17 protein-coding genes are annotated in these 14067 nt (G+C 68.9%); 8 read left to right on the top strand and 9 right to left on the bottom strand.

Going from position 1 to position 14067, the window contains the following annotated elements; genetic code table 11:
- On the bottom strand, positions 1–513 hold a 513-nt coding region (rsgA, locus tag AC1D12_RS09600), incomplete at its 3' end, for a GTPase RsgA (RefSeq protein WP_477840124.1).
- A gap of 364 nt (positions 514–877) precedes the next feature.
- Between rsgA and AC1D12_RS09605 the strand changes: the two genes are divergently transcribed.
- Complete coding sequence (locus AC1D12_RS09605) at positions 878–1636, top strand: SDR family NAD(P)-dependent oxidoreductase (RefSeq protein ID WP_477840126.1); 759 nt, start codon at positions 878–880, stop codon at positions 1634–1636.
- Between the two features lie 2 nt (positions 1637–1638).
- Here the strand turns inward: AC1D12_RS09605 and AC1D12_RS09610 are convergent, their stop codons facing one another.
- From AC1D12_RS09610 to AC1D12_RS09620, 3 genes are all read right to left on the bottom strand, one after another.
- Positions 1639–1929 carry a hypothetical protein gene (locus AC1D12_RS09610; RefSeq protein ID WP_465113175.1) on the bottom strand — a complete coding sequence of 97 codons (291 nt, stop codon included), beginning with the start codon at positions 1927–1929 and terminating at the stop codon, positions 1639–1641.
- Between the two features lie 75 nt (positions 1930–2004).
- Positions 2005–2265, bottom strand: a complete 261-nt coding sequence (locus AC1D12_RS09615; RefSeq protein WP_047511379.1) for a hypothetical protein — start codon at positions 2263–2265, stop codon at positions 2005–2007.
- 144 nt (positions 2266–2409) lie between these two features.
- Positions 2410–3165 (bottom strand): 2OG-Fe dioxygenase family protein, encoded by a 756-nt coding sequence (locus AC1D12_RS09620; RefSeq protein WP_477826128.1) that lies wholly within the window; start codon positions 3163–3165, stop codon positions 2410–2412.
- A gap of 89 nt (positions 3166–3254) precedes the next feature.
- Between AC1D12_RS09620 and trhA the strand changes: the two genes are divergently transcribed.
- The 4 genes from trhA to AC1D12_RS09640 all read left to right on the top strand — a co-directional run bounded on the left by trhA (position 3255) and on the right by AC1D12_RS09640 (position 5357).
- A complete protein-coding gene (gene trhA / locus AC1D12_RS09625; protein WP_465113173.1) occupies positions 3255–3869 on the top strand; it encodes a PAQR family membrane homeostasis protein TrhA in 615 nt (204 codons plus the stop codon).
- Positions 3866–4366, top strand: coding sequence for a cupin domain-containing protein (locus AC1D12_RS09630; protein WP_477826129.1), 501 nt, complete (start codon positions 3866–3868; stop codon positions 4364–4366). Before trhA ends, AC1D12_RS09630 begins: the two co-directional genes overlap by 4 nt.
- The gene (locus tag AC1D12_RS09635) at positions 4363–4623 is read left to right on the top strand and encodes a VF530 family protein (RefSeq protein WP_047511373.1); all 261 of its coding nucleotides are present in this window, start codon (positions 4363–4365) and stop codon (positions 4621–4623) included. Before AC1D12_RS09630 ends, AC1D12_RS09635 begins: the two co-directional genes overlap by 4 nt.
- Before the next feature lie 182 nt (positions 4624–4805).
- Positions 4806–5357 (top strand): porin family protein, encoded by a 552-nt coding sequence (locus tag AC1D12_RS09640; protein WP_052213034.1) that lies wholly within the window; start codon positions 4806–4808, stop codon positions 5355–5357.
- Here the strand turns inward: AC1D12_RS09640 and AC1D12_RS09645 are convergent.
- The 4 genes from AC1D12_RS09645 to AC1D12_RS09660 are packed head-to-tail and all read right to left on the bottom strand — an operon-like array spanning position 5345 to position 8559.
- Positions 5345–5611 (bottom strand): RNA-binding S4 domain-containing protein, encoded by a 267-nt coding sequence (locus AC1D12_RS09645; protein WP_047511371.1) that lies wholly within the window; start codon positions 5609–5611, stop codon positions 5345–5347. The genes AC1D12_RS09640 and AC1D12_RS09645 overlap by 13 nt on opposite strands.
- On the bottom strand, positions 5608–6591 hold the full coding sequence (locus AC1D12_RS09650) for an LLM class flavin-dependent oxidoreductase (protein WP_465113171.1): 984 nt from the start codon (positions 6589–6591) through the stop codon (positions 5608–5610). The genes AC1D12_RS09645 and AC1D12_RS09650 overlap by 4 nt, the downstream gene beginning before the upstream one ends.
- The gene (gene fghA, locus AC1D12_RS09655) at positions 6588–7457 is read right to left on the bottom strand and encodes an S-formylglutathione hydrolase (RefSeq protein WP_477826131.1); all 870 of its coding nucleotides are present in this window, start codon (positions 7455–7457) and stop codon (positions 6588–6590) included. Before fghA ends, AC1D12_RS09650 begins: the two co-directional genes overlap by 4 nt.
- Positions 7450–8559 (bottom strand): S-(hydroxymethyl)glutathione dehydrogenase/class III alcohol dehydrogenase, encoded by a 1110-nt coding sequence (locus tag AC1D12_RS09660; protein WP_047512248.1) that lies wholly within the window; start codon positions 8557–8559, stop codon positions 7450–7452. The genes fghA and AC1D12_RS09660 overlap by 8 nt, the downstream gene beginning before the upstream one ends.
- A 307-nt stretch (positions 8560–8866) precedes the next feature.
- Here AC1D12_RS09660 and AC1D12_RS09665 point away from each other — a divergent pair, with 307 nt between their 5' ends.
- Entirely contained in the window at positions 8867–9076 is a 210-nt protein-coding gene (locus AC1D12_RS09665) for a cold-shock protein (protein WP_047511365.1), read from the top strand.
- A gap of 75 nt (positions 9077–9151) precedes the next feature.
- Here the strand turns inward: AC1D12_RS09665 and AC1D12_RS09670 are convergent, their stop codons facing one another.
- Entirely contained in the window at positions 9152–9616 is a 465-nt protein-coding gene (locus AC1D12_RS09670; protein ID WP_052213033.1) for a BON domain-containing protein, read from the bottom strand.
- 148 nt (positions 9617–9764) lie between these two features.
- On the opposite strand from AC1D12_RS09670, the gene AC1D12_RS09675 reads away from it, so the two are divergent.
- The gene (locus AC1D12_RS09675) at positions 9765–10793 is read left to right on the top strand and encodes an NADP-dependent oxidoreductase (protein ID WP_477840129.1); all 1029 of its coding nucleotides are present in this window, start codon (positions 9765–9767) and stop codon (positions 10791–10793) included.
- Positions 10794–10872: 79 nt separating this feature from the next.
- The gene (locus AC1D12_RS09680; protein WP_477840131.1) at positions 10873–13926 is read left to right on the top strand and encodes a PAS domain-containing protein; all 3054 of its coding nucleotides are present in this window, start codon (positions 10873–10875) and stop codon (positions 13924–13926) included.
- The last annotated feature ends 141 nt before the right edge of the window (positions 13927–14067 follow it).

Below are 14067 nucleotides of genomic sequence, written 5' to 3' on the forward strand. Positions count from 1 at the left end.
GGCCTGCGGCGGCACCGCATCGGCCTTGGTCAGCACGACCACCGGCTGCACGCCGCTGCCCTGCACCAGGATCAGGTAGCGCTCCAGGCGGCGCGGGTTGAAGTCGTCGTCCAGCCCCATCACGAGGAAGGCGGTGTCGACATTGCTGACGACCGGGTGGCGGCGCCCGTCGGCATCGCGCCGCGCGATGTGGCTGAGCGGCGGCACGCGTTCGTGCACCCAGCACTGGCCGTGGGCGTCGGCGGCGCCGATGACCCAGTCGCCGACGGCCAGGCCGGTGTCGTCGTCATCGAGCGCGCGCATCAGGCGTGGCAGCACGCGCGCACTGTGCGAGTGCTCGCCGTCGTGCAGCTCGACGGTCTCGCGGTGCACTTCGGTCAGGCGCATCAGGCGGGCGCCGGGTGGGAAGGTTTCAGGAAGGGACGCGGGAAACGTGGAAAAGGAGGCGGCCTCGGCGGCCATCGCGGGCGTGAGCCCCATCGAGCGCAGGCGCTCGACATCGATCTCGATCATGGTGGGTGGTGTCTTTCATCATCGCAGCCGGCGCACGCGCCGAGCCAGGAGCCCCGTGCGGCGAAGGCCGTGCGGGGCAACGAAGGAATGAAAGCTGTGCCGCGGCGGCAGGGGCGCCGGCGGGAAGATCAGGACCCGAAGAGGGAGTCGGGCTCGATCAGCGCTGGAGCGAAGTGCAATCCGCGGACAGCAGGAGGGCAATGTCAGTGGTTCTCATCGCGTGGTCTCCTTGTGGCTGTGGGAGCGGACCCAACCGGGGCGGCTGGGGACTTCGGGCGCGCAGTGTGGCATGGCCGGTATCCACGCGTCAATGTCATTGCAAAGGCGCGACAATGCGGCTCCCCTGCTGGATTGGAGCGTTGGGATGATTCGATCGCTTTACATCGTCACCGGCGCATCGCGCGGCCTGGGTGCGGCAATGGCGGAACGACTGCTCGCCCCCGGCACGCAACTGCTGTGCATCTCGCGGCGCACCAGCGAGGCGCTGGCCCTGAAGGCCGGTGCCGCCAACGCACGCTGCGAACAATGGGCGATGGACCTCGCGACACCGCTGCCGGTGGCGCACCGGCTGTCGGCATGGCTCGCGCAGATCGACCACACCTCGTTCGACACCGCGACGCTGATCAACAACGCCGGCGTGCTGACGCGCGTCGGCCCGCTGGGTCATGTCGACGGCACCGATGTGTCGAACGCGCTGCGCGTCGGGCTGGAGGCACCGCTGCTGCTGACCGCCGCGTTCCTGCGCGCGACGCTCACGTGGCCGACACGGCGGCGCGTGCTGCAGATCTCGTCAGGCCTCGGGCGGCGCGCGATGGCCGGCCAGGCGATCTACGCTGCGGCCAAGGCCGGGCTCGATCATGCGGCCCGCACGATCGCGCTCGATGAAGCGCTGCAGCCGAACGGCGCGAAGATCGTCTCGCTGGCGCCCGGCGTGATCGACACCGAGATGCAGGCCCGGCTGCGCGACAACCCGGCGGATGGCTTCCCGGACCAGTCGCATTTCGTGAACCTGCAGCGCAACGGCGGGCTGGCGTCGCCGGCCGAGGCCGCGGCCAAGGTGCTGGCCTACCTGGACCGCACCGATTTCGGCAGCCAGYCGGTGGCGGACGTTCGGGACGCCTGAGCCTAGGAACGGTCGAGTCTGGGTGGGGCGGAGGGGACTTCGCGCGCTTCGACGTCGACCACGTTGGCCGGGTCGACCGCCGCACCACCCCGCGTGAAGCCGCCGAACGGCTGGCGCGGATCGACCTTGAAGCGCCGCACCTGGGGCTTGCGGCCGCGCAGCAGTGCCCACGTGATCAGTGTCAGCGTGAGGACGATGCCCAGCAGCAGCAGCCCGGCCGCGAAGACGGCGCCGATCACGATGGCGACCAGGCGAATCAGGAAGGCGAACACGCGGCGGAAGATCATGGACAAGGGGCACCTCGTTGGCGAGCCGGCATTATCAGGCCGGCCCCGGCGCAGGGTCTTTCAGGTCTTTCAACGCTGATTTCAGCCGCGCTCGCCGCGCGCCGCACGGGCCTGCTGCGCGAGCTGCACGTCGCTGGCTTCACGCTTGCCGGTCACGACCACCTGCGGCATCACGATCACCGGCATCTTCTTGCCGGTGATGGTGACCATCGGCATCGTGATCACTTCCGGCGCCACCGCGGCGACCTGCGCGCCGGCCTGGACCCGCGGCTGGCACAGCAGCACGGCGGCGGACAGCGTGGCAACGATCAGCGTCAGTTGGGTCAGGCGGGTGGTGGTCATGTCGGGCTCCAGTCGGTGGTTTGTGTCGTCGATGGAGTCAGTATCGGCAGCCACTCCGCCCGTTCCCAGCGTGTTGCGACGGCCCGGCCCGGCGCGCGGATGAACTGCAGCCGGGCGCGACGAACCGGCCGCGCCTCGGCGAACTCAGCCCCCCAGCGGACCTTGGAACCCGCCCTGGCGGAAGGTCAGCACCAGCGTGTCGCGGTGCGCGCTGTGCTGCGCATCGGCCGACAGCGGCTGGATCGGCGTGCTCTCATGGATCACGCGTTCGTCGTCGAGCATCAGCGTGGTCCACGGCTCGCTCATCGTGAAGCGGATGCCGTTCGGGCCCTCGGCCTCGAAGACCCGCGTCTCGCCGCCCTTCACGCCGCGGCGGCCGACCAACAGCACCGCGACRAAGTCGACGCCGTCGCGGTGTGCGCCCTCGGGCGTCGGCCGGCCGATGCCATCGGTGGTGTCGATGCGGAACTGGTGCGCCTCGACGAACCACGGCCGCGCGCCCTTCAGCGCGCTGCAGGCCTCGGCCATGCGCAGCAGCAGGCGCGCCCACACCGGCTGCGCGACGACGCCGGCCGCCATCGGCTCGAACCAGCGCTCGATGCCGCCGTGCAGCGCGTTGTAGGCCACCGGCTGCCAGTGCGCGCGATGCGGCGACGGCGTGAGCGTCGTGCCGTCGACCACGAAGCAGGAATGGCGGCGCCGCCGGTAGCGGCCGCCATCGCGCAGGTAGCCGTCGGGCGGCAGGTCGTCCCAGCTGGCCTCCAGCGCCTGCAGCTCGGCCGCGTCGGCCGCGAGCCAGTCGCGCAGGCCGGCCGGGCTGATCACGCCGTGGCCCTTGGCGCGCAGGTCGGGCACGAGTTGCGAGGCGGTGACGTAAGGGGGCAGCATGCGTTCGGTCATGCCGCGATGATGCCAGCCCGAAAGCGTCATCGTGCTGCCGCTATGCTTGCGGCCTGCGCCTCCTCAAGCCTTTTCAGAAAGCGGGTTTCATGTACCACGGCGAGCGTTTCAACAGCTTCACGCACCTGGCCGGCCTGCTGCTGGCGATCGGCGGCGGCACGGTGCTGATCGTGCAGTCGTCGCTGCACGGCGATGCCTGGCAGATCGTCGGCGCGAGCATCTTCGCAGCCACCATGATCCTGCTGTACGGCGCATCGACGCTGTACCACAGCGTGCGCGGCGCAGCCAAGCGCGTGCTGGTGAAGTTCGACCACTGCGCCATCTACCTGCTGATCGCCGGCACCTACACGCCGTTCGCGCTGGTCACGCTGCGCGGGCCGTGGGGCTGGTCGTTGTTCGGCGTGGTGTGGGGGCTCGCGGTGGTCGGCATCGTGAAGGAATTGAGCCTGGGCCGCGAGCGCATTCCTTCCGTGCCGCTGTACGTGGCGATGGGCTGGCTGGCGCTGATCGCCGCGGTGCCGCTGGTGCGCGAGCTGCCGTGGGCGGCACTCGCCTGGCTGGTGGCGGGCGGGCTGTGCTACACCGGCGGCATCGTGTTCTACGCGAACGACGAGCGCTGGCGCCATGCGCATGGCGTGTGGCACCTGTTCGTGCTGGCGGGCACGGCCTGCCACTTCGTCACCGTGCTGCTGTACGTCGCATGAGCGGTGTCCTCCATCCGCGCGCGGCCGAGCTGATCGCGCTGCTGCAGCTGCAGCCGCATCCCGAGGGCGGGCACTACCGCGAGTTCTTCCGCGCGGCGTCATCCATCACGCCGGGCGATGGCCGCCCGCCGCGCAGCGCGCTGACGAGCATCGATTTCCTGCTCGGCCGCGGCCAGTACAGTGCGTGGCACCGCGTCGCGTCGGACGAGGTCTGGCACCTGCTCGAAGGCGGACCGCTGCGGCTGTGGCTGATGCCGCCGTCGCTGGATCGCATCGAATCGGTGACGCTGGCGCCGGTGAGCGCCGCGACGCAGCCGCGCTTCACGGTGCCGGCACAGTGGTGGCAGGCCGCCGAGCCGGTCGGCGACTTCGCGTACGTGGGGGCGACGGTGGCACCGGGCTTCGACTTCGCCGATTTCTCGTTCCTGCGCGACCACGCCGATGCGGTGTCGGCCGTGCGCGCATTGAAGGCCGATCTCGCAAGGCTGTCTGGATGAGCGACACACCCGCCCAACCCCGCAACCCGCTGCACGGCCTCACGCTCGAGGCCTTGCTGACCGAGCTGGTCGCGCACTACGGCTGGCCGGGCCTGGCCGAGCGCGTCCAGCTGCGCTGCTTCAGCATCGAACCGAGCATCCCGTCGAGCCTGAAGGTGCTGCGCAAGACACCGTGGGCGCGCGAGAAGGTCGAGAGCCTCTACCTCTTCATGTTGCGAGAAAGAGACCGCGCGGCCCGCGCGAGCAAGCCGCGCTGAGCTGGGCCTTCGAGCCCGGTTTGCCGGGGAAGTTCCGCCTTTCTGCTGCACTGCAACATCATGTTGCAGGCCCTCGAAAAACTTCACGTTGAGGAGGTGTCGCGTTCACATGCGCGGCTGATCCTGCTTGCATGTCGGACAAGCGATCCGGCAGTCCTACTGAGAGAAACAGGAGTGAAAGCATGATCAAACTGAGCAGCAAACTCATCATCGCCTCGGCCGCCTCGCTGATGGCACTCGCAGCGCACGCCCAATCGGTGCAACCCGGCCCGTACGTCGGCGGCAGCATCGGCACGACCAAGTTCCACGGCGACAACATCGGCGGGCTGGACATCGACACCACCGACACCGGCGGCAAGATCTACGGCGGCTACCAGTTCACGCCGAACTTCAGCCTGGAAGGCGGCTGGGTCGGGCTGGGCAAGTACAGCGCCAGCGGCAGTGAGCTGAAGCTGAACAACGGCGTGTTCCTCGACGCCGTCGGCACCTTCCCGGTGGCGCAGGACTTCTCGCTGCTGGGCCGCGTGGGTGTCTACAACGGCAAGGCCGATCGCACGGTCAACGGCGTGAACGACAGCGAGCGCGGCACCGACGTGAAGTACGGTGCGGGCGTTCAGTACGACCTGTCGAAGAACACCGCGATCCGTGGTGAATGGGAGCGGTACCGCGTGAAGGCGCTGGACATCAAGGACAACACCGACCTGTTCTCGGTCGGCGTGAACTATCGCTTCTGATCTGTCGCCTTCCAGGCACCTTCCGGGGCGGGCTGCGTCGGCACCAGCACGCGAATGCGCGTGCCGGTCAGGCCGACCACCTGCCCCGCCCTGATCTTGCAGGTCTTGCGCAGTTCGGTCTGCCCATCGACCTCGACCTTGCCCTCGGCCACCATCGTCTTCGCGGCGCCTCCGCTGTGGCACACGCCGGTGGCCTTCAACAGGGCATCGAGCGGGATGAAGTCGCCGCGCAGTTCGAAATCGATCTGGTTCATGCGGCGAATTGTCGCGCGAGCAGCGCATACGAATGCCGCCGCACCGCGGGATCGTGCGCCCAGGTGTTGATCACGAGTTCTTCCAGCCCGAAATCGCTGGCGAGCGCGCGCAGCTTGTCGGCCACTTGCGCAGCCGTGCCGACAAACGCCTTGCGCCGCATCGGCTCGATGACCGCCATCTCGTCCGGCGTGAAGCCACGCGCGGCGATCTGATCCGGAGACTGCAGCGGCCCGAGCAGGCCGCGGTTGCGGTCGACGCGCCAGCGCTCGCGGCTCAAGGCCAAGTGCAGCGCGGTCTCTTCGGTATCGGCCGCCAGGGCCCAGACGCAGACGGTCGCCTGTGGCTTGGGATGCCGCTCGCTCGGCTGGTAGAGGCGGTGGTACAGGTCGAGCGCCTGCTCGGCGCCTTGTCCGTCGGTGAAGAAATAGGCGAACGCATAGGGCAGCCCGAACTGCGCGGCCATCTGCGCGCCATAGTCGGAGCTGCCGAGGATCCACACCTGCGGCGCATGCTCGCCGCGCGGGTGCGCGACGATGCCGCGATGGCGCAGGCCGCTGGTCCAGGCCTGCAGGTCACGCACCTGCTCCGGGAAATTCTCCGCACTGCCATACGCATGCGGATTGAGCGCCTGCGCGGTGCGCATGTCGCCGCCGGGAGCGCGGCCGACACCGAGGTCGATGCGACCGGGTGCCAGCGCCTCGAGCACGCGAAACTGCTCGGACACTTTCAGTGCCGCGTAGTGCGGCAGCATCACGCCGGCACTGCCGATGCGGATGCGGCTGGTGCGGGCGGCGATCGCGGCCATCACGATCTCGGGCGCGCTGCCGACGATCGTTGGCAGGCTGTGGTGCTCGCTGACCCAGAAGCGCTCATAGCCGAGGGCTTCGCAGTGCTGCGCGAGCTCGAGGGTGTCGCGGATGGCGGCGTCTTCGCCTTGGCCGCTCAATGCGACGGATTGATCCAGGACTGAGAGTTTCATTGTCGCGAGAGCGCTTCGGCGTGATGCGCGATGTGGTCGGCCATGAAGGTCGAGATGAAGTAGTAGCCGTGGTCGAAGCCCGCATGGCGTCGCAAGGTCAACGGCTGACCGGCCGCGTTGCAGGCAGCTTCGAACAGCTCCGGATGCAACTGCGTCGCCAGGAATCGATCGGCCAGGCCCTGGTCGATCAGCAGGTGCGATGTGCGCGCCCCGGCCTTCACCAGCTCGGTGGCATCGTGCTCGCGCCAGGCCTGCCGGTCTTCACCCAGGTAGCCACGGAACGCCTTGTCGCCCCACGGGCTCTGCATCGGCGCGGCAATCGGCGCGAAGGCCGAGACGCTGCGGAACAGCGTTGGATGCTTCAGGCCCAGCGTCAGTGCGCCATGCCCACCCATCGAGTGCCCGAACAGGCCGAGACGGCTCGTGTCCGCCGCGAACTGCGCTTCGATCAGCGCCGGCAGTTCCTGCGTCAGCCAGCTGGCCATGCGCCAGTGCGTGCGCCACGGCGCTTCGGTGGCATCGAGGTAGAAGCTGGCCGCCGTGCCGAAATCCCACGACGCATCGGCCTCGGCGATGCCGGTGCCGCGCGGACTCGTGTCCGGCGTCACGAGCATCAGCCCGAGCTTTGCCGCGTGCTGCTGTGCGCCCGCCTTCATCGCGAAGGTCTGCTCGTTGCACTCCAGGCCGGCCAGGTAGATCAGCACCGGCACGCGTCCCGACGCGGCCTGCGGCGGCCTGAACACGCCGAAGCGCATCGGCAGGCCGATCGCGTCCGACACATGCTCGTGAAAACCTTGCACGCCACCGAAGCACGCCTGCTCCGACAAGGTCTTCACCGGCCCGCCGCCAGTCACGCTTTCAGTCATACACCACCACCGAACGGATCGACTCGCCACGCTTCATCAGGTCAAAGCCGTGGTTGATGTCGTTCAACGCCAGCTTGTGCGTGATCAGCTCGTCGATGCGCAGCTTGCCTTCCATGTACCAGTCGACGATCTTCGGCACGTCGGTGCGGCCGCGCGCACCCCCGAAGGCCGAGCCCTTCCACTCGCGGCCCGTCACCAGCTGGAACGGGCGCGTCGAGATCTCCTGCCCCGCCGCCGCCACGCCGATGATGATGCTCTGCCCCCAGCCCTTGTGGCAGCACTCCAGCGCCTGCCGCATCGTGGTCGTGTTGCCGATGCACTCGAAGCTGTAGTCGGCGCCGCCATCGGTCAGCTGCACGATCGCATCGACCACGTTGTCGACCTCGCGCGGGTTGATGAAGTGCGTCATGCCGAAGCTGCGCGCCATCGCCTCGCGCGCCGGGTTCAGGTCGACGCCGATGATCTTGTCGGCCCCCACCATCTTCGCGCCCTGGATCACGTTCAGCCCGATCCCGCCCAGGCCGAACACGACCACGTTCGCACCCGCCTCCACCTTCGCGGTGAAGAGCACCGCGCCGACACCCGTCGTCACGCCGCAGCCGATGTAGCAGACCTTGTCGAACGGCGCGTCGCTGCGGATCTTCGCCAGCGCGATCTCCGGCACCACGATGTGGTTGCTGAAGGTCGATGTGCCCATGTAATGCAGGATCGGCTTGCCGTCGATCGAGAAGCGGCTCGTCGCGTCCGGCATCAGCCCCTTGCCCTGCGTGCCGCGGATCAGCTGGCACAGGTTGGTCTTGCGCGACAGGCAGAACTTGCACTGCCGGCACTCCGGCGTGTACAGCGGGATCACGTGGTCGTCGCGCTTCAGGCTCGTGACCCCCGGCCCGACCTCCAGCACCACGCCCGCGCCCTCGTGGCCGAGGATCGCCGGGAACAACCCTTCGGGATCGGCGCCCGACAGCGTGAACTCGTCGGTGTGGCAGATGCCGGTCGCCTTCACCTCCACCAGCACCTCGCCGGCGCGCGGCGCCGCCAGGTCGACCGTCTCGATGCTCAAGGGGTGGCCGGCCTTCCAGGCCACGGCGGCTTTCGTCTTCATCAGCAGCTCCTTGCGGGCACCGGGCGCGCAAATGGCGGGCATTGTGCGATGTGGCTGCCGGCGCGTCCGCCTGTCGTGTGGAAACACCGTCACCGGGGACGATTCTCGACACGGTGTGCGGAATGTCCCGACCCGTGGTGTATATTCCGCCGCACAGGTATACGCAAGACTGTGGTTGTGAGTGATCTTTTGCGACGCCGTGCTGGTTCCAGCCCGGTTCTGTTGAAATCCCCGAATAACGCTTGAGTGTCTCTGCATGCGTCGGCATGTGCTGCCGCATTACTACTGATAGAAATAGGAAACGTCCATGACGACGCAAACCGGTACCGTGAAGTGGTTCAACGAGAGCAAGGGCTACGGCTTCATCGCTCAAGACGCGGGCGGCGCTGACCTGTTCGCCCACTTCCGTGACATTCAAGGCAACGGCTTCAAGACGCTGCTGGAAAACCAGCGCGTTGAATTCGAAGTGAAGCAAGGCCAGAAGGGCCTGCAAGCCGCGAACATTCGCGTGCTGTGATGCAGCGCAGGGCGCAAGCCCTGCTGCAAGACGAACGCGGCCCCCGGGCCGCGTTTTCTTTTGGGGAAGTGCTTCCTACCGCTTGACCTGCGCCGTCTCGATCGCCAGCTTGTTGTCGACGCCGCTCACGCCCTTCACCGCCATCGCGATGCGCTCGGCCCGCTGGCGGGCGTCCTCGCTCGGTGCCGAGCCGTACAGCGCCACCTTGCCATCGTGCGTGTCGACGTTCACGCGCAGCGCGCTGAGGTCCGGATCCTTCGCGATGTCGGCCTTGATCGATGCCGTGATCGCCCCGTCGGCGATCGACTGACCGATCTGCGAGGTGCCGTCCTGGCTCGCCTGCGACGCATCGCGGGCCGCGGTCTTCACGTCGGCGACCGACTGCTTCGCGTTCTGCTTCACCTCGTTGGCCGCCTGCTCGGCCGTCGACACCGCCGAATCCAGTTTCTGCCCGACGGTGCGGTGGTCGCTCGAATCGCAACCCGCCGCCAGCGCGACGATCGGTGCGGTCACGCACAGGGTCCACAAGAGCTTGCTCATCTCGATTTCTCCTTCAGTGTGACGACTGTAGGTTCGCCCCCCGGCGCCCCCTGTCGGCGCCCCGCCTGATCGCCTGTCGGACAAGGTCGACATCGGCGCTACCATCAAACGGCATCCCCCAAAACCAACATATCCAGGAGACATCGCGATGCCCACCTCCCTCGAGAACCAGCAGATCCGCCTGGCCGCCCGCCCGGTCGGCCTGCCCACCGCCGACAACTGGCAGTTCACGACCGAGCCGGTCGCCGAGCCCGAGGCCGGCGGCGTGCTCGTGAAGACCCAGGCGCTGTCGCTCGACCCGGCGATGCGCGGCTGGATGAACGAGGGCAAGAGCTACATCCCGCCGGTCGGCATCGGCGAGGTGATGCGGGCCGGCGGCATCGGCAGCGTCGTCGCCTCGAAGAACCCGGCCTTCGCGGTCGGCGACACCGTCAGCGCCACGCTGGGCGTGCAGCAGTACTGCCTGATCCCCGAGGCCGGCATCCGCCGCCATGCGCTGTTCAAGATCGACCCGCGGCTGGGCACGCCGATGCAGTGGCTCAACGTGCTCGGCATGCCCGGCATGACGGCCTGGTTCGGCCTGATGGACGTGGGCCAGCCGAAGCCCGGCGAGACCATCGTCGTGTCGGGCGCGGCCGGCGCGGTCGGGCAGACCGTCGGCCAGCTCGCCAAGGTGAAGGGCCTGCGCACCGTCGGCATCGCCGGCGGCCCCGCCAAGTGCGAATGGGTCGTCAAGGAGCTGGGCTTCGACGCCTGCATCGACTACAAGGCCGGCGCGGTGAAGGACGGCCTGAAGCAGAACTGCCCGCAGGGCGTCGACATCTACTTCGACAACGTCGGCGGCGAGATCCTCGACACCGTGCTGACGCGCATCAACCGCCACGCCCGCATCGTGATCTGCGGCGCGATCAGCCAGTACAACAACACGACCCCGGTGAAAGGCCCCGCCAACTACCTGTCGCTGCTGGTCAAYCGCGCCCGCATGGAAGGCATSGTGGTRTTYGAYTACGCCGACCGCTACCCGGTCGCCATCGCCGAGCTGGGCGAGCTGCTGCAGGCCGGCCGCATCCGCAGCCGGGAAGACGTGGTCACCGGGCTGGAGAACTTCCCGCAGGCCTTGCTGAAGCTGTTCAGCGGCGAGAACTTCGGCAAGCTGGTGCTGCAGGTCGCTGGCTGAGCCCGGCTGGCCACGGACGGGCGTCCCTGCGGGCAAGTGCGCTGGACGCCTGCCGCATTCGGCACAACACTTGCCCTCCATGGCTGTTCCCGACGCGTCCCCCTCCGATTCGCCCGGCGAGCAGTTGCCGATCGAGACGGCGCGGGCACTGCTGGCCGCGAGTCCCGACGCGCTGCTGCAGCTCGACGCCGCCGGCCTCATCGCCTGGAGCAACGGCCGCCTCGAGGCCGCCTGCGGGCAGCCCCCCGGCGCATTGCAGGGGCGCGATGTGCGCCAGTTGCTCGGCCTGCCGCCGCAGGCTGCCCTGGCGGCCGCCGAACACCGCTGGACCACGCCCTCCGGCACGCAGCGCTGGCTGAGCCTGCAGACACCCGGCCCGCRGCTGCTGCTGGTGCAGGACATCACCGACGTGCGCGCGCTCGGCGACGAGGCGCGCCGGCTCGCCGAGCTGCTCGACATGGCGCAGGAATTCGGGCGCCTGGGCGTCTGGGAGCGTGACATCCCGTCCGGCGAAGGCCGCTGGGATCGCCACATGTTCCGCTTCTTCGGCCTGGACCCGGCCGGCGGCACGCCGAACTTCGCGCGCACCGCGCAGCACATCCACCCGGACGACCGGGTCGACCCGCGGATCTTCGAGTCGATGACCGAGCCCGGCCAGTACGCGCGGCGCTACCGCATCGTGATGCCCGACGGCGGGATCCGGCGCGTGCATTCGCAATGGGAGGTCWAGTCCCCCCCCGGCGGCGGCACGCCGACCCGCGCGATCGGCATCATGGTCGACGACACCGAGGCCTACGAGCTGGCCGAGTCGTTCAACGACACCAGCGCGCAGCTGAAGATCGCGGTCGACCTGGGCAACATCGCGATCTGGCGCCATGACCTGAAGCGCAACCGCATGTACTACAACGAGCGCGCGTACCAGGTGCTCGACATCACGCCGCGGCCCGAGGGCATGGCGCTGGAGGAGGTGCGGGCGCTGATCCACCCCGACGACCTGCCGCAGGTGCTGGCCACCTCGCAGGCCGCGCTGCGCTCGGACCGCCCGGTCGACATGGAAGCCCGCTACCGCCGCCCGGACGGCAGCTTCCGCTATGTGCTGACGCGCCGTGTGGTGCGCCGCGATGCCGAGGGCACGCCGATCGAGTTCGTCGGCGTCGCGCTCGACGTGACCGAGCAGGTCGAGCACACGCGGCGCGCGACCGAGATCGCGAAGCGGCTGGAGATCGCCGCCACGGCGGCGGGCCTGGGCATCTGGAGCCGCGACCCGCAGACCCGCCAGGCCGAGTGGAACGACGAGATGTTCCGCATCATCGGCCGGCCGAAGGAGGCGGGCGTGCCATCGGGCGCCGAGTGGATGGGCGAGGTCGTGCACCCGGACGACCGCGCCTTCATGGAGCGCGTGCGCGACGAGATCCGCGCAAGCGACGCGGTGTCGGTGGAGCACGAGTACCGCATCCGCCGCCCCGACGGCGAGGTGCGCTGGCTGGTGAACCGGGTGCGGCGCGAATTGCGCGATGGCCGGCCGATGCTGTTCGGCATCACGATCGACGTGACCGAGCGCGTGAAGACCGAAGCCGCGCTGCGCAGCGCGAACGAGCGCATCGGCCTGGCGGTGCGCAGCGTGGGCATCGGCACCTGGGAATGGCTGCCGCGCACCGACACCTCGGTGTGGGACGAGGCGATGTTCCGGCTGCGCGGCCTGGAGCCGTCGGACCACGTGCCGAACGAGGCCGAGCGCGCGGCGCTGGTGTGGCCCGAGGACCGCGAGCGGGTCGCGGCCGCGCTCGAGGAATCGGTGCGCAACCGCAGCAGCGCGGCCTATGAGTTCCGCGTCGTGTGGCCTGACGGTTCGGTGCACTGGCTGGCCTCGCGCTCGACGGCGGTGACGGATGCGAGCGGCCAGGTGCATCGCCACATGGGGGTGAACTGGGACATCACCGATGCGCGCAGCGCCGAGATCGCTCGCCAGGAGCGGGCCGTCGCGCAGCGCGAGAGTTCGGCCAAGTCGGAGTTCCTGGCGCGCATGAGCCACGAGCTGCGCACGCCGCTGAACGCGGTGCTGGGCTTCGCGCAGCTGCTGCAACTCGACGCGCGTGCGCTGAGTGCCGACCACAACCACAAGGTCGAGCACATCGCCGCGGCCGGCCGGCACCTGCTGTCGCTGATCAACGACGTGCTCGACCTGTCGAGCCTGGAGAGCGGCAACCTGCGGCTGGACCTGCAGCCGCTTGCGCTGCACGAGGTGGTGTACGAGACCTTGCCGCTGGTGGAGGCGCTGGCGCGCGAGCACGGCGTGACGCTGCATGCCGACCGGCTGCAGGCGACCGTGCGCGCCGACCGGATCCGGCTGCGCCAAGTGCTGATCAACCTGTTGACGAACGGGATCAAGTACAACCGGCCCCATGGACGCGTCACGCTGACCTGCACGGTCGATGCGACGCACGTGACGCTGCATGTGGCAGACACGGGTCGCGGGCTGCGGCCCGACCAGTTGCCGCAGCTGTTCGAGCCGTTCAACCGGCTCGGCATCGAGAACGAAGGCATCGACGGCACCGGCATCGGGCTGGCCGTCGTCAAGGCGCTCGTCGAGCGCATGGAAGGAACCGTCATGGCCAGCAGCCAACCGGGTACGGGATCGCAGTTCGATGTCCGCCTGCCGCGCGACGATGCACCGGCCGCGCCGCTGCCCGCCGGCGCGCGGCCTGCGGCGACAACGCCGGCGCGCGTTCCGGAACCGGCGCCGGGCGAGCGCCGCGGGCAGGTGCTCTACATCGAGGACAACCCGGTGAACGTGCTGCTGGTCGAGGAACTGGTCCGCGGCCAGGCAGGCCTGTCGATCGAATCGGCCGCAAGCGGAGAAGCCGGCGTCGAGCGGGCCCGCGAGCTGCAGCCCGACCTGGTGCTGATCGACATGCAGTTGCCCGATTTCGACGGCTTCGAAGTGCTGCGACGCCTGCGAGCGCAACCGGAGACCGCGCACATCCGATGTGTCGCGCTGTCGGCCAACGCGATGCCCGAAGACATCGCACGGGCTCGCCAGGCGGGCTTCGACGACTACTGGACCAAGCCGATCGACTTCACCGAGTTCCTTGGTGGGCTTGATCGGCTGTTTCCGCCTGCTTCTCCTGCGTGATCCTTCTTGCTGTGCGCGTGAGCGGAGCGGCCGGGGAGAGACTGTGGGGGCTCAGCTGGGTCGGTCGGCCCTGGCGGGCCGACTGCACGAAGAAGATCGGCTTCGGGGGTGCATCGGCAAACTCCCTCCACTCACTTCGTT

The sequence above is a fragment of the Rhizobacter sp. P1_G5 genome (assembly GCF_056405435.1).